The sequence below is a fragment of the Agrobacterium sp. 10T429 genome (genome assembly GCF_056393925.1).
The window spans coordinates 445,849-465,562 of record NZ_JBFTGV010000001.1; the positions used below are offsets into that span (position 1 = coordinate 445,849).

Sequence of the window (19,714 nt, forward strand, 5' to 3'; positions counted from 1 at the left end):
TCATTTGCCTCCGAGTTTCAGGGAGTTGATGGAGATCAGCAGGTCCGGGGAAATGCCGTAGCCGCTGGAGGAGCCGAAAACGGCCAGAGGATCATAGGTCGTCGAGGGATTTTGCATTTCCCACATGATGGTGAAACGCTCGAGCAGCTTGCCGACCTTTTCAGGATTTTGCAGATCCTTGATATTGATGGATTTTTCGATGAGCGCGGCCTGTTTTTCGACGCTTCCTGCCGCAATTTCGTCAGGCAGGTTGTAGGCGGTGCGGAACACCTGTGCGAGCGCGTCGTCGGCTAGAAAATCGAGACCCGATTTGATCGTTGGTGCCTTGCGCTCGAAGTAAAGAGCAAGCCGGACACCGTTATTGTCGCCGCCCGCCTCCTGCTCCAGCGTCTGGCGGGTGTATTTGCTGATGATGCCGGACTGGGCCGCTTCGGTCGCAGTTGCCGCTGCACCGAGACTTGCAAAGTCGAGCGATTTCGCAAGGTCCGAATAGCGGCTGTCGGAAAGCTTGTTGGCGAAGGCGTTCTTGTCGGCCGTGCCTTCGGTCAGCACCTTGCGGATGAAGGCTTTCGCATAGGCCATGTCCTCGAGGCCGTTAGCTTTCAGCGCATAATTGTAAAGACGGGTATCGGCCATGAAGTCGTCGACGGATTTCACGCTGCCGATCTTCGACCGGTAATATTCGGTTTCGCGCGCCACGTCGGGTTGCTTCGACACACGCTCAAGCGATTTGCCGATGTCCTGACTGATCAGTCTGTAGCTGGTGTAGGTGGAAGTCACTGAACCGCCGCTCTCGTTTGATCCCGATACCAAGGCGCACGTCCGCCTTTGTCGGGATAATGCCGGATGTTGCTTGTGCGAAACTGGCTGCAGTGACGAGGGACAGAGGCTCCGCGGACAGGTTCACGCAAGCCACATTTTCTAGAGATGGCGGCATGGAACACTGTTCGGGCGTGGTCGATCAATGAATATTGTAATTGGACTTATAATCACCTTCGGCTGCATCATCGGCGGCTACATGGCGATGGGCGGCCATCTGGACGTGCTGGTTCAGCCGTTCGAATTGTTGATTATCGGCGGTGCCGGCCTCGGCGGCTTCATCATGGCGAACCCGATGAAGGTCGTGAAGGATTCGGGCAAGGCGCTCGGCGAGGCCTTCAAGCACTCGGTCCCGAAGGAGCGCAACTATCTCGACGTACTCGGCGTACTTTATTCGCTGATGCGCGACCTGCGCACGAAATCGCGCAACGAGATCGAGGCGCATATCGACAATCCGGAAGAATCCTCGATCTTCCAGAGCGCACCCTCGGTGCTGAAGAACAAGGAGCTGACGTCGTTTATCTGTGACTACGTCCGCCTCATCATCATCGGCAACGCGCGCAGCCACGAAATCGAAGCACTGATGGACGAGGAAATCGAGACCATCCTGCACGACAAGCTGAAACCTTACCACGCGATCACCACCATGGGCGATTCCTTCCCCGCCATCGGTATCGTCGCGGCGGTTCTCGGCGTCATCAAGGCCATGGGCAAGATCAACGAATCACCGGAAGTGCTGGGCGGCCTCATCGGCGCCGCACTGGTGGGCACCATGCTCGGCATCATCCTGTCCTATTCGATCTGCAACCCGCTCGCTTCGCAGGTCAAGATCGTCCGCACCAAGCAGCACCGCCTCTACATCATCGTCAAGCAGACGCTGATCGCCTACATGAACGGCTCGGTGCCGCAGGTCGCGCTTGAATACGGGCGCAAGACCATCTCCAACTACGAGCGGCCGTCCATCGACGCCGTCGAACAGGAGATGATGAACCCCGGCGGCGAAAACAAGGCGGCATGACCATGGCTAAAGCTGCACAGCAAAGAGCACCCGTCATCGACACGTCGCTGCTCGCGAAACTTACCGGCGGGCTTTCCGACCGCAAGACAATCGCGAAGGTCGGCTCCGATATCGGCCATCTCTACAGCGAATTCCTGCCTGATATCTTTCACAGCGAGACCGGCATTGCGATAGACGTCGAATATATCGGCTCCGAATCGGGGCTGATGACCGATCTCATCGCCAATATCGGCGGCAATTTCTCGGTTGCGGATTGTTCTCTGCGCAACTGGTGCCCCAATTTCATGATGGCGGTCGGCAACGGCTTCGTCATCGCGCTCATGGAGCGCATGCTGGGCGCCGCCGCCGACACCATCGGCGAGCCGGACGAGCGCAGCCTGTCCCACATCGAACTCGACCTGGCGGCCATGGTTCTCGGGCGCATCGGGGGTGTCCTGCGGTCGGGCGTCAACGCGCCGGGCGGTTTCGAGGCGACGATCGACCCGCCCTTTACGGCCAATGGAAAAAGCGCCTTCGAGGAGATGATCGCCGGCCTCTACGGCGTGACAGTCCGCATGAAGATCGCCATCGGCAAGGTTTCTTCGGAATTCGCGCTGATCGTGCCGCAGCGGCCCCTGCTCAAGACCTCCATCGCCGCTCCCAAGGCTTCAGCCCAGGCGCTGAAGAAGCAGGCGGAATGGGTGGATTTGATCTCTGAGCAGGTGAAGAGATCGCAGGTAACGCTTGAGGCGCGCATCAAGCTCGAAACCTTGACCCTGCGGACGATCTCCAGGCTGGTGGCCGGCGACGTCATTCCGTTTCAGGATCTGAAGCAGGACGACATCGGCGTCGAGGTCAGCGCCAACGGCTCCAAGCTCTATAATTGTGAATTCGGMAAGTCCGGCGACCGCTACATGGTTCGGGTAAAGAACAATGTCAGCACGGACGACGAGATCTTGCGACATCTGATGGGTTAAAACCTGTCCACCTTTTTTGGGTTCTGGGCAGGCTGACGCAAGTTTCAAAGGGAATAATCAGCGCATGGCTACGAAGAAAACACCTGTGACCGATGATATGGCGCTGCCGTCGCTTGAAGATGGCGGTGAGCTCGACCAGGCTATCGGCGATCTGCGTGGCGTCCTCAAGACGGATGCGGAAGGTTCGCTGTCCGACTTTGGCGACTTCGGGGATTTCGGGAGCGTTGACGACGCTTCCGCCGACAGCGACCTTTCCGCCTTCGGTGGTGGAGCGGGCGATTTTGCAATGAACGATTTCGCGGCCACCCCACAGGTCGCGGGCATCAAGGCGCCGCTCGGCAGTGGCCTGTCCGACAATATGGACCTGATCATGGATATCCCGATCGATGTCCAGATCGTTCTCGGCACCAGCCGCATGCTCGTCTCGGGTCTGATGAGCCTTGAAGAGGGTGCAACGATCGCGCTTGACCGCAAGATCGGTGAACCGGTCGAGATCATGGTGAATGGCCGCCGTATTGCGCGCGGTGAAATAACGGTACTTGAAGACGACGATACGCGCTTCGGCGTAAAATTGATTGAAGTAATGAGTACGAGAAAAGCCTGATCCCTGTGGGGACGGAGAGGAAAGACCATGATGGACTTCGAGGATTTCGGTAACCCGCTGGCAGGGAAACCGTTGTCTCAGGCCGACAAGGCGGCCGCGGTGCTTCTTGCCATGGGCAAGGGCGTCGCCGGCAAGCTGCTGAAATTTTTCACGCAGCACGAATTGCAGATGATCATTTCCTCGGCCCAGACGCTGCGTGTCATTCCCCCTGACGAACTCGCCCAGATCGTGGCGGAGTTCGAAGACCTGTTCACGGAAGGAACGGGTCTGATGGACAATGCCAAGGCGATCGAAAGCATTCTCGAAGAGGGCCTGACACCGGAGGAGGTGGACAGCCTTCTCGGCCGTCGTGCAGCCTTCCAGGCCTATGAAGCGTCGATCTGGGATCGCCTGCAGGAAGCGGAGCCGGAATTCGTCGGCAAATTCCTGCTGCGCGAGCATCCCCAGACCATCGCCTATATCCTCTCCATGCTGCCCTCGTCCTTCGGTGCCAAGGTCCTTCTGACCATTCCCGAAGAGCAGCGCGCCGATATCATGAACCGCACGGTGAACATGAAGGAAGTCAGCCCCACGGCTGCCCAGATCATCGAGAAGCGCGTGGTCAACCTCATCAACGAGATCGAAGCAGAGCGCAATGCGGGCGGCTCCACGAAGGTTGCCGACCTGATGAACGAAATGGAAAAGCCGCAGGTCGATACGCTGCTCAGCTCGCTCGAAACGCTCAGCAAGGAAGCTGCCAACAAGGTCAAGCCGAAGATCTTCCTCTTCGACGATCTCATGTTCATGCCGCAGCGCAGCCGCGTCCTGCTGCTCAACGATGTCTCGGCGGACGTTCTCACCATGGCGCTGCGTGGCGCAACCATGGAAATCAAGGAATGTGTGCTGTCCAGCATCAGCCCGCGCCAGCGCCGTATGATCGAATCGGACCTCGCCGTGCCGCAGGCTTCCATCAACACCCGCGAAGTGGCGATTGCACGCCGCGCCGTGGCGCAGGAAGCGATTCGGCTGGCCAATTCCGGTCAGATTCAGCTGAAGGAAGCCTCCACAGAGGAACAATCCGCAGCAGCCTGAGCGGAAGCCGGTTGATAACCCGCCTTACAGGCAATGCCGGCCATTGCGATGGCCGGTCTCGGGCGCTAGTTTCGGAATGACGGCCTGCCGCGATCGGCGGGCCTTTTTTTATCCCGGGAACGTGCCTTGGCAGACGATCAGGACAAGGACAGTAAAACAGAAGACCCAACGGAGAAAAAACTCCGTGATGCGGCGGAAAAGGGCAATCTTCCCTTTTCCCGCGAGGTGCCGATCTTTGCTTCGTCACTCGCCTTTTACTGCTATCTGGTTTTCTTTTTGCCCGACGGCGCCGGTCGCCTCGGCGTAACGCTGAAGGACCTGTTCGGGCAGCCCGAACAATGGAACCTCAGCACCAGGCCGGATGCCCTGTCGCTGCTTTATTTCCTCGGCACGTCCATGGCCTATCTGCTCATGCCGGCCATGATCATGTTCATCGTCTTCGGCCTTGCCTCCTCGTTTTTCCAGAACCTGCCGTCGCCCGTGCTTGAGAGGGTGCGTCCGCAATGGTCGCGCATCTCGCCCGCAAAGGGGTTCGGCCGCATCTACAGCAAGCAGGGATTTGTGGAATTCGGCAAATCCCTGTTCAAGATCTTGATCGTTTCGATCATCATGTTCCTGTCTTTGCGCGGCGATTTCTACAGTCTCATCGACCTGATGTTCTCCGACCCGCAGGTCATTTTCGTCAGGGTTGTCGAGCTCACCAAAAAGATGATGGTCGTGATTCTCTTTTCGACCGCGCTGCTTGCCGCCGTCGACCTTTTGTGGACGCGCCACCACTGGTTCAGCCAGCTGAAAATGACGAAGCATGAGGTGAAGGAAGAATACAAGCAATCGCAGGGCGACCCGGTGGTCAAAGCCCGTCAGCGTTCGGTGGCCCGTGACCGCGCCCGCCGCCGCATGATCGACAATGTGCCGCGCGCGACACTGGTGATTGCCAACCCGACACACTTTGCAGTGGCGTTGCGTTACGTTCGCGAAGAAGGCGACGCGCCTGTCGTCGTTGCCAAGGGTCAGGACCTTATCGCATTGAAAATCCGCGAGATTGCGGAGAAAAATAATATCCCCGTTTTTGAAGATCCGCCGCTCGCACGCTCCATGTTTGCGCAAGTCTCGATCGATAGTGTGATTCCACCAGCTTTTTACAAGGCTGTAGCTGAGCTCGTTCATCGGGTTTACGCCATGAAGTCATCGAAAATACGGGTTCAATAAAACCAATGAAAAAATCCGCCTATTCTGAAAAGCGGGAAATGATCGTCGCAGAGGCGATCAACCCGATCGCCACCGAACTGCGCCTGCTCGATCCGGCCGACCTGATTTCATTGCTCAGATTCGAGTGCTACGGCAGCATTGCCGACCTCGTCTCGTCGGCCGCGGAGCTTTATTATCATCCGGGTACGATCAATTTCGGTGCCGGTGGCGAATACAGGCTCGAATGGGAAGGGGCGCCGGAGATCGTCCTCGATCTCGAACTGAAACCGCACGGCGCGACGGTTTATGCGCAATTGATTCTGGCCAACGAGCACGCTGCGGTCGAGATCAATCATGTTTCGTTTCAGAACCCTTCGGAAAATCCGGACGAGAACACCGAATTTCTCCGTCAGAGCCTGACGGCTGCCCGATTCGTGTCGGCCCGCCAGGGCGAAGCTGCCTGAACCAGTCCAGCGGACATTTTCATATATTATCCATTGCGCCTTCCGAATTCGCGGGCGCGATGGCTTCATTCGGGCACTTTTTCACCCGACCTTGCCTGAAGCGTGTCGGTTTATGCAAAACCGGCGTGTGAAGGCAAGGAACGCCTTGCAAATCAGCGTTGTTGTTTGGTACCTATCGAATTAACGATTTGTTAACGAACGGCAGGTCGCGGTGGCTCTTTTTACCATCGCTGATGCGCATGATGCCTCTGCTCGTTTTCGGCGCAGCGCCGGATTTTTCCTGACAGTACCAATTGGGTGGACCCAATGACCAGCATTTTGACCAATGCGGCGGCGATGGCCGCGCTGCAAACCTTGCGCATGATCGACAAGAATCTCGAGACGACGCAGGCGCGTGTGTCGTCCGGCTACCGTGTCGAAACGGCGGCGGATAATGCCGCCTACTGGTCTATCTCCACAACCATGCGCTCCGACAATGCAGCGCTCTCGGCCGTGCAGGATGCATTGGGACTGGGCGCCGCCAAGGTCGATACGGCCTATGACGCCCTTGCGAACTCGATCGAGGTCGTCAAGAAAATCAAGGAAAAGCTTGTCGCCGCCTATGGCGTCGGGGCTGACCGCGGCAAGATCCAGGACGAAATCAAGCAGCTTCAGGAACAGCTGAAGAGCACGTCGGAATCTGCCTCCTTCTCCGGCGAGAACTGGCTGCAGGCCAGCATCAGCAATGGTGGCACGCCGCCGGTTGTAGAACCCATCACCAAAAAGGTCGTCGCGTCCTTCACGCGCACCGGTTCGGGCAATGTCGGCGTCACCACGGTTGACTATGTGCTGGACGGCAGTGCCGTGCTTTTCGACCTCAGCGGCGGAAAACTCGGTATTCTCGACAAGAGCGCCGTTTTTGTCGCGAAGACGGAACAACAGATCACCCAAACATCGACGACAGCCGGCGTGACCACCAATGCGGGTTACGTCGTCAAGAAATTGACGGACGCCGAAATCGGCACGCTGAATGCGGCGACGCCGGATACGAATGCCGACCCGAGCGTCTACAGCAACGGAACGGTGAATTATCTTCGTTTGTCCGAGAATACCTGGGTCAAGGTGACGGCGACCAACCCTTCGAGCGGCACCACCACCGTCGCGGCGGCCTATCGGGACACAGGCAGCAACGATTGGTTCTATGACACGACCGGTGCGCCGACCTCCGTTGCCAGATCCCTCGGTCTTTCCGTCTCCACGCTCGATCTCGACAATCTCGATGTCGTGGCGGCAGCGATGAGCGGTTTTTCCGGTGGCACCACGAACTACACCGCTTCCGACGCCATCGATGTGATGATGAGTTTTGTCGACAAGCAGCTCGAAGCCATGACCAGTACGGCCTCCAGCCTCGGCTCACTACAGAGCCGCATCAACATGCAGGAAAACTTCGTCTCGAGCCTGATGGACGTGATCGACAAGGGTATCGGCCGTCTCGTGGATGCGGATATGAACGAGGAATCGACCAGGCTGAAGGCTCTGCAGACACAGCAGCAGCTCGGCATCCAGGCGCTCTCGATCGCCAATGCCAACGCGCAAAACATCCTTCAGCTCTTCAAGTAAACCGGCGTCGGTCCGGCGGGTTCGGGGGAGTTGATTGCAAGGTTTCTGAAAACGGGGTCCGCCTTCATCCTCGCACAAGTTTGAACACCTAACGTCGGGGCAATATCGGGTGGATCGCATGGCGTGATCCGGCCGGAAACAATTGAAGAGACGGGCAGGGTAGCAAGGATGACGGTGGTGCCGCCAAACGGCTTAGATCGCAGGCAACGAAACATGTCTCGCCCCTTTGGCCTGTCTTGCCGGGGGCCGGCATGAGCGCGTCCATTGCAAGATATCTCAAGGATTTCGGTGACGTGCAGCCCGCGGGACTGACGTTCGGCGAACCGTTGGCGGATGTCGACGGCATTTCCGGTTTTGGCGATATTGCGTCCGGTTTCGATGAATTCGAGCCGCTCGACGTCGAAAGCGAAAAACAGGCCGCCTATGCCCGTGGTCACGAGGATGCGACCCGCGAGATCACGGAGAAAATGCAGGCCGAGCGCGAGGAGCTTCTTGCCGCTCATGCCGCAGAACTCGAAGGCTTACGTTCCGTCTATCTCGAAGAAATTGCCGTTTTCCTGTCGCTAAGACTGCGTGAAGGCATCGATGCGATCGCCACCAATCTCAGCGAACAGACTGCCAATATCCTTGCCCCGGTTCTGACCGAAGAGCTGTCGCTGAAGGCGGTTTCGGCGCTTGCCGATGTCGTTCGCGCTTCCATGCCGGATGGCGAGGCCGTGACCCTTGTCGTGAAAGGCCCGAAAGATTTGTTTGAGCAGCTGAAGACGCAGCCGGGCTTTGAAGAAGAGACGATGAAATTTATCGAGACGGCAGATATCGACCTCTCCGTTGAGTTGGGTGAAAGCGTGTTCGTCACGCGCATGTCCGCCTGGGCGTCCAGTCTTCGCAAGGTGATGAAATGAGTGAAGGCGAAAATCACCACCACGGCAAGAACGAGATCATCATCGTCAAACGCCACAAGGGCGGGCACGATGGCGCCCATGGCGGCGCGTGGAAGATCGCTTATGCCGACTTCATGACGGCCATGATGGCGTTCTTCCTCGTCATGTGGCTGGTCAACGCCGCAAACGAGGAAACCAAGGCCTCGGTCGCCAGCTATTTCAATCCGATAAAGCTGTCCGATGAGAAACCTTCGTCCAAGGGGCTGGAAAAGCCCGTGGACAAGGAAGAGGGCGTCGAGAAGAAAGACCAGTCCAACATAAAGGCGGAAAAGGTCACCCAGGGTTCAGCCGCCGCGACAGGTGAAGACCTGACCTCGCAGACCGGGGAGCAGTCGAACTTCTCAGAAGCGGACTTTTTCGAGAATCCCTATTCCGTTCTGGCGGAAATTGCCCAGCAGGTCGGGCAGCAGGCCAATGTCAGCGCCAAGGGCGAAGGTGGTGCTGCCGATTCCGGCCCGGCGACGGGTGCGAGCGGCGGTGAGGCTTACCGCGATCCCTTCGATCCCGATTTCTGGACCCAGCAGGTGAAGATCACACGTGCGGACCAGCAGCAAAATCCGGTCGAACAGCAGCAATCTGCCGAGAACAAGCAGCAGGACGCTGCCAAGGATAATGAAGCGGTTGCGGCTAAATCGTCTCAGCAGCCAGCCGATGGTGCAGATCACGGCAAGGCCATGGAAGTCGCCGCCGTGGTGCCGCAGCAGCGGCCGGGTGCCGCCGAGCAGGCAGCACTTACGCAGCCTCAGCCGGAGCAGCAGCAGCAAGGTACTGCTGCGCAGAAGGAAGAGGCCAAAGAGCTGCGCCAAGAGATCGAGAAGCAGATATCCGGCATCAGCGGCAAGCTCGCCGAAGGTCTGGTGGTGACGCCCGCCGAAGGCGGATTGCTGTTGACCATTTCCGACCAGACGGAAACGCCGATGTTCAATGTCGGATCGGCTGTGCCCCGCGGCGAAATGGTCCTGGCCATGGAGAAGATCGGCAAGTTGCTTCAGGAGCGTGGCGGCAGCGTGGTGATCCGCGGCCATACCGATGGACGCCAGTTCAAGGGTGAGGCCAATGACAATTGGCGGCTTTCCATGGACCGCGCGCATAGCGCCTATTACATGCTGGTTCGCGGCGGCCTGTCGGAAGAGCGGGTGAAACAGGTTTCGGGTTTCGCGGATCGCAGATTGCAGGTGCCGGCAGACCCGCTGGCGAATGCGAACCGCCGTATCGAAATCCTGCTTGAGGCCGATCGGGGGTGAGTGTGACGAAATCCTCGAAACGTTGGGTTTTTCTTGCGGCGACACTGTGTGGTCTCGGTGCCGAACCGGCGAAGGTTTTTGCGCAATCGCAAGACAACCTCATGCCCTATGCCATGTTGCGTTCCCTGCAGTTCGTGCAGGATTCGGTCACCATGGGAGACCATTCGGCAACCGAAATGCAGCGGTTTCTGCTCCAGACGATCGACGAGCGGCTTAAGAGTGCACCTTCGGCGATCTTCAAGGATCCGCGCAATGTCGATGCGGCGCTTGTCTACGCGATGAGCGGCGGCAATCCGGCCACGCTCGAATTGCTCGTCGCGCGGGATGTGGACGGCAATTTCGACAGCCGCGTCGCCGATATTCTGCGCAAATATCTGTCCGGCAAGGGAACGCTGGTCGCCCAGAGCATCGCGGCCATGGTGCCCGAGTATCGCGGCACGAGAATTGGCGCCTATCTTGCACTGATCGGCGGCAATGTGACGATCCCCCGCGATCCGGTGGCTGCCCTGGGTTTCTATGACATAGCCCGGCTCGAAGCGCCCGGTACCATCGTGGAGGAGGCTGCACTCCGCCGCTCGCTTGCTATCGCCGTTGAAGACGGCGATGCCGGGCGTGGCGTCGAATATGCACAGCGTTACGCGCGGCGGTTCCTGCATTCGCCCTATGCCAGCCAGTTCGCGGACCTTCTGGTCTCACTGGTGGTCAAACGTGTCGATTCCATCGGGCACGACACGATAGAGGAAACATTCGCCATGATGGACGCGGAGAGGCAGAAGGAAGCTTATCTGCGCCTGTCCCGTCTCGCGGCGATCAGCGGCAAGGATTCGCTGGCGCGCATGGCGGCGTTAAAGGCGAAAGCGCTGTCGCCGGATATGCCGGACCAGCCGCAAGTTCAGGCAAATCTATATGAAAGCCTTTCCAATATCGGCACGCCCGATGTGGTGAGCGCGATTGAAACAATCGGGCAAATTCCCGAGGCCCAGCTTTCGGATCGCGACAGGGCCCTGCGGGACGCGGCAAGGGCAATCGCCGACCAGGTGGTTCGTCCGCCTTCCCCGCAGCCTGGCGCCGATCCCGGTGTCACGGCAGGGCAGGGGGCCGGGTCGGGCGCGCCCGCGAATGAGGCGGCCAGTGCCGAGACCAAGGGCATATGGAGAGTTGAAAACCACAAGGCTGAGGATGAGGGCGAGAACGTCCGGCAACTCGTGACGAGCGGCCGCAGTAAGCTCGATGAAATCGACAGCCTTTTGAAGAAAGGCGAGGGGGCACCATGATCGACGCAACCATCAACGCGATAGTGAATGCGCCATATAACGATCCGCGCGCTGGCAGCGCCAGTGTGAGGGACGACGCCAAAGGCGGAAGTTTCGGCGACACCCTCGCGACGGTCAGGGAAGAGCGCCCGCCGCAGGCACCGCATTCGCGTCATCAGCAGGAAGCGGGATCGGCTGAGGAGCAGAATGCGCAACCGGATGACGATGCTGAAAAGAAGGATGTGCCGGTCAAGCGGCCCCCGAGCTTCCTGAACGTGATCGTCAAGGACCATTCCGGAGAAGGCCATGGCCACGAGGCGCTGGCGGAACTTCAGAATGCGATTAAGACGGCGCACACATCGCCTGAAAACGGCAAACCTGGCAAGAAGGTCAAGGACGCCGACAAGGAGAGCCAGACGGCGGCGGATGCAATCGATCCGAAGCTGGCAGAGCTGCAGACGCTCACGGCCAATGTCGGCGATATCGTGACAGCCAAGACGCCCCTTGAGGAAATTGCACAGGCGATTGCCGGCAAGGCCGATGTCAAATCCGAAAAGGTCGAAACGGTCAGGGGTAAGGCTGATCCTCTGGCGAAGGACATGCACGCACGGACCGAGCTTGCCGGAAACGAAGCCGGATCCGGATCGGGCACTGAAGGCGACGCCTCGGCATTCCGCTTCGCATCTCCTCGTTCCGGCACGGCCCGCGCTCTCGATATGAGTACGGTTCAGCGGGATGGCCGTGTCGAGTTCGATGCCCGGGAAAGCAGTGGCAAGGCGACCGAGACGATTACCGTTCTCGATTCGCGGCGGTTCATTGGTCTGGCACCATCATCCAACGCCTCGGCTCTGACTGGCCTCATCGCCAATGATTCTGAATGGGTTAGCGCTATGCAGCCCGGCTCGTCGCTGTCCAATGAGGCGGCCCAGAGCAGCACCGGCAAAGTCGTCCATACGCTGAAGCTGCACATGACGCCGATCGAGCTGGGATCGGTGACGATGTCGTTGCGTCTTGCCGGTGATGAGCTTGCCGTTCACATGACGGTGGAGAACGTGGCCGCCTACAAAAAGCTTCAGCAGGACAGCAAGAGCATCCTCGAGGGCCTCAAGGCGCAGGGTCTGACGGTCGATAACATCACGATCAGCATTGCTTCTTCTGACAAGAGTGACCAAACGGGCACACAAGCCAACAATCAGCAAAATCAGCAGGCGCAGCAGCAGGGCCAACAGGCCGCCGCAGGGCGCAACCGTGACGAGTCCGGCACACGCGGCGGACGGCAGGGCAATGGTGATAATTTGGGGGTGCATAATGAAGGCATGGATGGCGCTCTTGGCTCTGCCCGCACTTCTGCTGACAACGGCGTTTACCTCTGAAAACGCCTCCGCTTCGGCAACGTCAGGTGTCTGTGAAAGGGAAATTCAGTCCGCCGCCCGCAAATACGGCGTGCCGGAGGGAATTCTCTATTCTGTCGGCCTGACCGAGACCGGTCGCAAGGGTCGGCTTGACCCCAACGCCATGAATATTGAGGGAAAACCGGTATTTGCCTCCTCCACCGAGGAGGCATTGACCACTTTCGAGACGGCAAAGCGCAACGGCGCCAAGCTGATCGACCTCGGATGCATGCAGATAAACCACTATTTCCATGGCGAAAACTTCACATCCGCGCGTGAAATGTTCGATCCGCGCCGCAATGTCGAATATGCCGCCATGTTCCTGCGCAATCTCCACAACAGGCACGAAACCTGGACCATGGCGGTTGCCCGCTATCATGCCGGGCCCAACAACGACCCGGCTCAAAAGAAATATGTCTGCCGGGTGATCGCCAATCTGGTGGCGACGGGCTACGGAAAATGGACCGCCAACGCGAAAAATTTCTGCGACGGATAACAACCATCGATTGTTTTGGTGCGGTCAAGGACTCGCAATTTGAAATGTGGCGAGAGAAAGCCCTAAAAAAGGCGCCGCAAGCGATTTTTTCGGATTTTTGAAATTTTTACACAAAAATTTTGTACCGTATATGGTTAACAACCACTATATATAGATCAAATCGGCACAAAATGGTTAATCAATTATTAATAACTATCGATGATTTCCTACAGTTGTCGCTGAATCCCCCGATTCGTACCAATGCCGCATTGGAAAACACCACACTGATTCGGAGGCGGACGAATGATCGTAGTGGTTGATGAGCGCGAGCTCGTTAAAGACGGCTATACTTCTCTATTTGGGCGTGAGGGCATCCCCTCGACCGGTTTCGATCCGGTCGAATTCGGGGAGTGGGTCTCGACGGCAGCGGACAGCGATCTGGCGGCCGTAGAGGCATTCCTGATCGGTCAGGGCGACCGGAGCTTCTCCTTGCCCAAGGCGATCAGGGATCGCACGACGGCACCGGTGATCGCGGTCAGCGACCAGCCATCGCTGGAATCGACGCTGGCGCTGTTCGACAGCGGCGTCGATGACGTCGTGCGCAAGCCGGTTCACCCCCGTGAAATCCTTGCGCGTGCGGCGGCGATCCGTCGCCGCCTGCAGGTTATCTCGAATTTCACCGATGCGGGACCGATCCGGGTTTTCTCAGACGGTCGTGATCCCGAAGTCGGTGGCGAGGTATTTGCCTTGCCGCGGCGCGAGCGCCGCATCCTTGAATATTTGATTGCCAATCGCGGACGCCGCGTTTCCAAGGCGCAGATTTTCAATGCCATCTACGGCATCTTCGATGATGACGTCGAAGAGAACGTCGTGGAAAGCCACATCAGCAAGCTTCGCAAGAAGCTTCGCAAGAAGCTCGGCTACGATCCGGTCGATTCGAAGCGTTTCCTCGGTTACAGCATTGATTGGCAATAATATTCATTCATCCGCGTGGTCTTTTTCAAACGCGGTATTTCAGACAGCTTCACGCAAGCCAAACGCTTTACCTTCTCCCTGAAGATGACCACGAGGGTTTTTGAATGAGTATTTTCGGCACTATGCGAACCGGTGTGTCCGGCATGAATGCACAGGCTAACAAGCTGGGAACCGTTGGCGACAACATCGCCAACGCAAGCACCACCGGCTACAAGCGCGCATCGACGTCGTTCTCCTCGCTCGTTCTGCCCTCCTCGTCGGGCAGCTATGCCTCCGGCGGCGTGCAGTCCAACGTTCGCTACAGCATTTCAGAGCAGGGCAACCTCTCCTACACCACGTCGAGCACCGACCTTGCCATTCAGGGCAACGGTTTCTTCGTGGTTCAGGATGGTGGCGGCACGCCTTATCTCACACGTGCTGGCTCGTTCGTGAAGAATGCGGAAGGCTACCTGGAAAACGCAGCGGGCTTCCAGCTGATGGGTTACCCCTACGGGGCAAATGCGCCAGCTGCCGTCGTCAACGGCTTTACCGGCCTTGAGGCCGTCAACGTCAATAATTTCGGCCTGACAGCATCGCCCTCCACGCAGGGCAGCTTCCCGGCCAACCTCAATCGCGATGAAGCCGCTGTTGCGGCGGGCTCGCGTCCGAGCGACAACCTTGCAACATCGACGATCGGTAACAAGACATCGTTGACGGCGTACGACAGCGGTGGCGCGAAGGTTCTCTACGATTTCTATTACACCAAGACCGGCGCCAATACCTGGGAAGTGGCAGTCTATCGTCAGGACCAGTCGACCAATGGCGGCTTCCCTTACACGGCGACCCCAGCAGCGAACCTTGTCAAGGAATCAGTCACGCTGGCATTCGACCCGGCGACCAATAAGCTCACACCTACCTCTCAAAAGTCGATCACCATCAACGACACGGTCAGCGGCGTCCCGCAGGCAATAAGTATCGACCTGTCCGACATGTCGCAGTTCTCGACGAAGTTCACACCCGGCACCGCGATCCTGAACGGTAACGGCCCGAGCCAGATCAAGGACGTGGAAATCGGCAAGGACGGCGTAGTGACTGCAGTCTATCAGGATGGTGGCCGCCGCAACATCTACCAGCTGGCGGTTGCCACGGTGCCGAGCGTCGACAACCTCTCCCCTCAGAACGGCAACGTTTATCTGCCGAGCAACGAGTCGGGCGTCGTCACCATCGGTTTCCCGCAGACGGGCAGCTTCGGTTACATCCAGAAGGGTGCGCTTGAGGGCTCGAACGTCGATATCGCCAGCGAACTCACCGACATGATTGAATCCCAGCGTATCTATACAGCGAATTCGAAAGTCTTCCAGACCGGGTCGGATTTGATGGATGTCCTGATCAATCTGAAGAGATAGTAATTCTCACGAGGACAAATGAATGTCGCTCACGTCAGCAATGAATACTGCGCAGTCGATCTTCAACAATACAGGTAAGCAGACGGACGTTACTTCGAAAAACATTGCCAATGTGGGTAATGCGAACTACGTCAAGCGAACCGCCATTCTCGGCACGACCATGTCAGGTGCAAGTATTGTCGCCAACGGCCGTGCCCAGAATGAGAGCCTCCTGAGGCAGACGATCTCCAGTGCATCCCTCGCTTCCGGCCAGAAAACCGTTCTGACCGGGCTCGAGGAGATGAAAAGCCTTTTCGGCGGCAACGATTACGAGAGTTCGCCTGCCACCTATATGAAGGAACTGCTGAAGAGCCTTGACGGTTACGCCTCAAAGCCGAGCGATTCCGCGCTTGCTGCGACGGCGGTGACATCCGCCGTGGACGTCGCCAATTCCCTGAACAAGGCTTCGTCCGAACTGCAGGCGATGCGCCTGCGTGCCGACAAGGAAATGTCCCTTCAGGTCGACAAGCTGAACGGCCTGCTCGCGAAATTCGAGGAAGCCAATAACGAGGTCAAGGCGCAGACCGCGATCGGCGGCAATCCAAGTGATGCTCTCGACCAGCGCGAGACGCTGCTGAAGGACATTTCGTCCATCATCGGGATCAACGTCGTCAATCGTGAAAACAACGACGTGGCGCTCTACACGGCGGATGGCGCGACCCTGTTCGAAGTTGTGCCGCGCAAGGTTACTTTCAAGGCGCAGCCGGGCTACGACGCGACGGTCACGGGGAACGCGATCTACGTTGATGGCGTCGCGATCAAGGCGAGCAGTGGCAGCAACACGACAGCGGAAGGTTCGCTTCAGGGTCTTATGCAGGTTCGTGACGACCTGGCGCCAACCATGCAGAGCCAGCTCGACGAAATTGCGCGCGGCCTCATCACCATGTTTGCGGAAAAGCCGGCCAGCCCCACCAGCACGCTGCCGAAGATGCCAGGCCTCTTCACCTACGGCTCCCCTGCGGCCACAACCATTCCGGCAAGCGGTGTTGTCTCTCCCGGGCTCGCTGCGAGCATTACCGTCAACCCTGCGTTAATTATTTCCAAAGGTGGAAACCCGGAATTGTTGCGCGACGGCGGTATCAACGGTACCGCTTATGTAATCAACAGCACAACTTCAGGCGGAACCGGGTTTTCCGCACTGATCGACAGCTATGTCACTGCTTTTGACGCGCCCATGAATTTTGCCGCGTCGACACGTATCGATACGAATACAAGCATCCTGAAATACGGCACCAACTCGGTGGGGTGGCTCGAACAGGAACGATCCGGCGCAACTTCGGCAAACGAAGCGAAAAGCGCGCTCTATGAGCGCTCCGCCACCTCCTATTCGAACAATACTGCCGTCAGCCTGGATGAGGAGCTTTCGCTGCTCATGGATATCGAGCAATCCTACAAGGCCGCCACGAAGCTGGTGACCACCATCGACGACATGCTCAAGTCGCTGATGGATATGGTGAGGTAATAGATGAAAACGTCCTTCATTTCATCGCTGGCGATGCAGAACAGCATGCGCAGCACCATCCTCAAGGCCCAGCTTGAGATGACGAACCTCAATACCGAGCTGACCACGGGTAAACATGCGGACCTGGGCGTGACGCTGGGTGCCAACACGGCCCGCAGTCTTGACCTTAATCGCGATGTCGATCGTCTCTCTTCGCTCGTCAGCGTCAATTCCATCGCCACGCAGCGCCTCAAGTCCTCTCAGGCGGCACTTGATGGCATGGCAAAGGCTGCCCAGGAAATTCAGAAGGTTCTTGTTCCGAATACCAGCAGCGCAGCACCAACTCTGGCAACGGTCGCCAAAACCATTTCGAATGCGTTCAACACCTTCACCGGTTTTGCCAATACAGCAGTCAGTGGCGAATTTCTGTTTTCCGGCATCAATACAGATGTGAAGCCTATCGATGACTACTTTGCCGAAGGATCGACGCTGAAGGCAGCCTATGAGGTTGAGCTGAACGCGTTCATGGCGACACAGACACCTGCGGTCGGTAACATTGCCGACCTGTCCAAGGATCAGGCCGCGGCGTTCATGACCCGTATCGAAGGCGTGTTCAACGGTACTACGCCGGTTACGAACCCACCGCACAGCGATCTGACGGCCGGCCAGAATTACGATTTCTGGACGACCTATGGGTCGAAGGCGAGCGACACGAACATGACGAGCCGCATCAGCCAGAACGAGGTGGTCGAGACATCGACCAACAGCAACTCGCAGGGCATGCGTTATTTCGCGATGACAGCAATGACGGCGATGACGTTCCTTGATGACAAGGTCCCAAGCGATGTTCGCGAATTGGTGGCGACCAGGTCGGTGACCAATATAGGCACGGTCATTAGTGGTTTGAACCAGCAGCAGAGCCAGCTCGGCCTTTCCGAAAGCCGTGTTTCGAAAGCGAACGACTCGCTCGCCGCCCAGAAAAAGATCATCGAGACTCATCTGCTGGATATCGAGGGGATCGATACCTACGAGGTGAAGACACGCCTGGATCTGCTCCAGCAGCAGATTGAAATTGCCTACAGCCTTACGTCGCGTCTGCAAAAAATGAGTCTGGTAAACTACCTCTGATGAACAGGGGTGGCGGCAGATAAAGGATACATGAATGTACCAGTTTTCCTACGCCGAAATCATGGAGGATGGTGTCGCAGACGCGAAGGATCGCGAGCGGCAGGCGTTGACAAAATCGATCGATCTACTGGTGGAGGCAAAGGATTCCTCTTCCCAGCGCCACACGATCGAAGCGCTTTTTTACACTCGACGGGTCTGGATCCGCTTCATTGAGGACCTCAAGCAGCCCGAAAACCAGCTGGCCATGGAACTCAGGGCAAATCTGATTTCGATCGCGATCTGGATTTTGAAAGAGTGCGAACTGATCCGGAAACGTCAGTCGACGAATTTCCAGGGTATAATTGACGTGACAACCATCATCAGGGATGGACTGAAATGAAAAGTACACTTCGAATCTCGCTGAAATCGGGCGAAAAGATTTTCATCAACGGCGCGGTTTTGCGGGTGGATCGCAAGGTGGCCCTCGAATTCCTGAACGACGTCACGTTCCTGCTTGAAAACCACGTCCTGCAGCCGGAGCAGGCGACGACGCCGCTCAGACAGCTTTATTTCATCGCCCAGATGATCCTCATCAACCCGGAAGGACGCGAACAGTCGACGAACCTGTTCCGCAAATCCGTGAGCATGCTGCTGAATTGCTTCCAGCATGAGGAGATTTTGGCCGAACTCAAGCGTATCGACGGTCTGGTTGCCTCGGGTAAGGCTTTCGAAGCGCTGAAGGCCATTCGTGGCCTGTACCCGACCGAGGAAAAGATCCTCAACAATCAGGAAATGACCCCCGCAACGATCGAGCAGATTCGCAAGGAGATCGCACCATGGCGGTAGATGCAGTCACGTCGGCAGCCTCTAACCCCTGGGCAAATGCCGGGGCGAGCAGCAACGACAAAAGCGCGGCCTCGCTTAACTACGACAGCTTCCTGAAGCTTCTCATCGCCCAGATGAAAAACCAGGATCCGACCAGCCCGATGGATGCCGGCCAGCAGATGTCGCAGCTTGCGAGCTTCTCGCAGGTTGAGCAGACGATCAAGACCAACACCCATCTGAAGAGCATGCTGCAGGCCGAAGCCCTGACACGCGCTTCCGACCTGGTTGGCAAAACGGTCAAGAGCGCCGACGACAAGGTCACCGGCGTGGTAAAGGAAGTCGAAGTCTATTCGGACGGCGTCGTCGCCATCACAGAAGCTGGTGACAAAGTGCTGCTGCAGGCCGGTGTGACCTTCTCGAACGGTCCGATCGCGACTACACCTGATAGCGGCACCGATTCGGACGTGCCTGCAGGTTCCTGACATTGAAGAGGCGGCATGATGCCGCCTTTCCGGAATAAAGGATGCGACGATGAACGAGGCCGATGCGCTTGATATCATGCAGGCGGCAGTCTGGACGGTTCTCGTCGCGGCCGGTCCCGCCGTTCTCGCGGCCATGATCGTTGGTGTCGCCATCGCCTTCATCCAGGCCCTGACCCAGGTTCAGGAAATGACGCTGACCTTTGTCCCTAAAATCGTAACGATCATGATCGTTCTCGGCGTTGCCGCCCCGTTTGTGGGCGCGCAGATCGCCCTTTTTTCCAATCTCGTCTTTTCGCGGGTTCAGTCGGGCTTCTGACGCCCGTACCGTCTGGATGCCATCCTCGCGCAAGCTTCAGCGACTAGGGATAGGCTGAAGCATCGGGCTGAATTGCGTCAGCGATTTTAGAAAACCGGTGCCGCGGAACCGTGCGGCGGCT

At 57.7% G+C, this 19,714-nt stretch carries 21 protein-coding genes; 20 read left to right on the top strand and 1 reads right to left on the bottom strand.

Translation table 11 applies throughout. From position 1 onward, the window contains the following. Positions 1-780 (bottom strand): DUF1217 domain-containing protein, encoded by a 780-nt coding sequence (locus tag AC1DCP_RS02185; RefSeq protein ID WP_003515087.1) that lies wholly within the window; start codon positions 778-780, stop codon positions 1-3. 184 nt (positions 781-964) lie between these two features. Here AC1DCP_RS02185 and motA point away from each other — a divergent pair, with 184 nt between their 5' ends. The 20 genes from motA to AC1DCP_RS02285 all read left to right on the top strand — a co-directional run bounded on the left by motA (position 965) and on the right by AC1DCP_RS02285 (position 19,593). Further along, positions 965-1,837: a flagellar motor stator protein MotA gene (gene motA / locus AC1DCP_RS02190; RefSeq protein ID WP_003515090.1), complete on the top strand. Its 873-nt coding sequence runs from the start codon at positions 965-967 to the stop codon at positions 1,835-1,837. Further along, positions 1,834-2,793, top strand: a complete 960-nt coding sequence (locus AC1DCP_RS02195; RefSeq protein WP_003515092.1) for a FliM/FliN family flagellar motor switch protein — start codon at positions 1,834-1,836, stop codon at positions 2,791-2,793. Before motA ends, AC1DCP_RS02195 begins: the two co-directional genes overlap by 4 nt. Positions 2,794-2,857: 64 nt before the next feature. Continuing rightward, a complete protein-coding gene (gene fliN, locus AC1DCP_RS02200; protein WP_003515093.1) occupies positions 2,858-3,397 on the top strand; it encodes a flagellar motor switch protein FliN in 540 nt (179 codons plus the stop codon). A gap of 27 nt (positions 3,398-3,424) precedes the next feature. Continuing rightward, the gene (fliG, locus tag AC1DCP_RS02205; RefSeq protein ID WP_003515095.1) at positions 3,425-4,468 is read left to right on the top strand and encodes a flagellar motor switch protein FliG; all 1,044 of its coding nucleotides are present in this window, start codon (positions 3,425-3,427) and stop codon (positions 4,466-4,468) included. A gap of 126 nt (positions 4,469-4,594) precedes the next feature. Continuing rightward, on the top strand, positions 4,595-5,677 hold the full coding sequence (flhB, locus tag AC1DCP_RS02210) for a flagellar biosynthesis protein FlhB (protein WP_003515096.1): 1,083 nt from the start codon (positions 4,595-4,597) through the stop codon (positions 5,675-5,677). A gap of 5 nt (positions 5,678-5,682) precedes the next feature. Further along, positions 5,683-6,120 (top strand): hypothetical protein, encoded by a 438-nt coding sequence (locus AC1DCP_RS02215; protein ID WP_003515097.1) that lies wholly within the window; start codon positions 5,683-5,685, stop codon positions 6,118-6,120. A gap of 306 nt (positions 6,121-6,426) precedes the next feature. Continuing rightward, positions 6,427-7,719, top strand: a complete 1,293-nt coding sequence (locus AC1DCP_RS02220; protein ID WP_019564305.1) for a flagellin N-terminal helical domain-containing protein — start codon at positions 6,427-6,429, stop codon at positions 7,717-7,719. Between the two features lie 251 nt (positions 7,720-7,970). Beyond that, positions 7,971-8,621 (top strand): hypothetical protein, encoded by a 651-nt coding sequence (locus tag AC1DCP_RS02225; protein WP_003515099.1) that lies wholly within the window; start codon positions 7,971-7,973, stop codon positions 8,619-8,621. After that, positions 8,618-9,904 carry a MotB family protein gene (locus AC1DCP_RS02230; RefSeq protein ID WP_065688344.1) on the top strand — a complete coding sequence of 429 codons (1,287 nt, stop codon included), beginning with the start codon at positions 8,618-8,620 and terminating at the stop codon, positions 9,902-9,904. The genes AC1DCP_RS02225 and AC1DCP_RS02230 overlap by 4 nt, the downstream gene beginning before the upstream one ends. Continuing rightward, positions 9,901-11,178: a chemotaxis protein MotC gene (gene motC / locus AC1DCP_RS02235; protein ID WP_003515101.1), complete on the top strand. Its 1,278-nt coding sequence runs from the start codon at positions 9,901-9,903 to the stop codon at positions 11,176-11,178. Before AC1DCP_RS02230 ends, motC begins: the two co-directional genes overlap by 4 nt. Beyond that, positions 11,175-12,530: a flagellar hook-length control protein FliK gene (gene fliK / locus AC1DCP_RS02240; RefSeq protein ID WP_065688343.1), complete on the top strand. Its 1,356-nt coding sequence runs from the start codon at positions 11,175-11,177 to the stop codon at positions 12,528-12,530. Before motC ends, fliK begins: the two co-directional genes overlap by 4 nt. Then, entirely contained in the window at positions 12,478-13,044 is a 567-nt protein-coding gene (locus AC1DCP_RS02245) for a lytic transglycosylase domain-containing protein (RefSeq protein ID WP_019564301.1), read from the top strand. The genes fliK and AC1DCP_RS02245 overlap by 53 nt, the downstream gene beginning before the upstream one ends. Positions 13,045-13,326: 282 nt before the next feature. Then, the gene (gene rem / locus AC1DCP_RS02250) at positions 13,327-13,998 is read left to right on the top strand and encodes a transcriptional activator Rem (protein ID WP_003515107.1); all 672 of its coding nucleotides are present in this window, start codon (positions 13,327-13,329) and stop codon (positions 13,996-13,998) included. 104 nt (positions 13,999-14,102) lie between these two features. Continuing rightward, positions 14,103-15,383 (top strand): flagellar hook protein FlgE, encoded by a 1,281-nt coding sequence (locus tag AC1DCP_RS02255; protein ID WP_003515108.1) that lies wholly within the window; start codon positions 14,103-14,105, stop codon positions 15,381-15,383. A 22-nt stretch (positions 15,384-15,405) separates the two neighbouring features. Then, entirely contained in the window at positions 15,406-16,884 is a 1,479-nt protein-coding gene (flgK, locus tag AC1DCP_RS02260; protein WP_003515109.1) for a flagellar hook-associated protein FlgK, read from the top strand. A gap of 3 nt (positions 16,885-16,887) precedes the next feature. Beyond that, complete coding sequence (locus AC1DCP_RS02265; RefSeq protein WP_065688342.1) at positions 16,888-17,991, top strand: flagellar hook-associated family protein; 1,104 nt, start codon at positions 16,888-16,890, stop codon at positions 17,989-17,991. Between the two features lie 34 nt (positions 17,992-18,025). Then, complete coding sequence (gene flaF / locus AC1DCP_RS02270) at positions 18,026-18,370, top strand: flagellar biosynthesis regulator FlaF (protein WP_003515112.1); 345 nt, start codon at positions 18,026-18,028, stop codon at positions 18,368-18,370. Further along, positions 18,367-18,816 (top strand): flagellar biosynthesis repressor FlbT, encoded by a 450-nt coding sequence (gene flbT, locus AC1DCP_RS02275; protein WP_003515113.1) that lies wholly within the window; start codon positions 18,367-18,369, stop codon positions 18,814-18,816. The genes flaF and flbT overlap by 4 nt, the downstream gene beginning before the upstream one ends. Then, the gene (gene flgD / locus AC1DCP_RS02280; protein ID WP_003515114.1) at positions 18,807-19,277 is read left to right on the top strand and encodes a flagellar hook assembly protein FlgD; all 471 of its coding nucleotides are present in this window, start codon (positions 18,807-18,809) and stop codon (positions 19,275-19,277) included. Before flbT ends, flgD begins: the two co-directional genes overlap by 10 nt. 49 nt (positions 19,278-19,326) lie before the next feature. Beyond that, positions 19,327-19,593, top strand: a complete 267-nt coding sequence (locus tag AC1DCP_RS02285) for a flagellar biosynthetic protein FliQ (protein ID WP_003515115.1) — start codon at positions 19,327-19,329, stop codon at positions 19,591-19,593. The last annotated feature ends 121 nt before the right edge of the window (positions 19,594-19,714 follow it).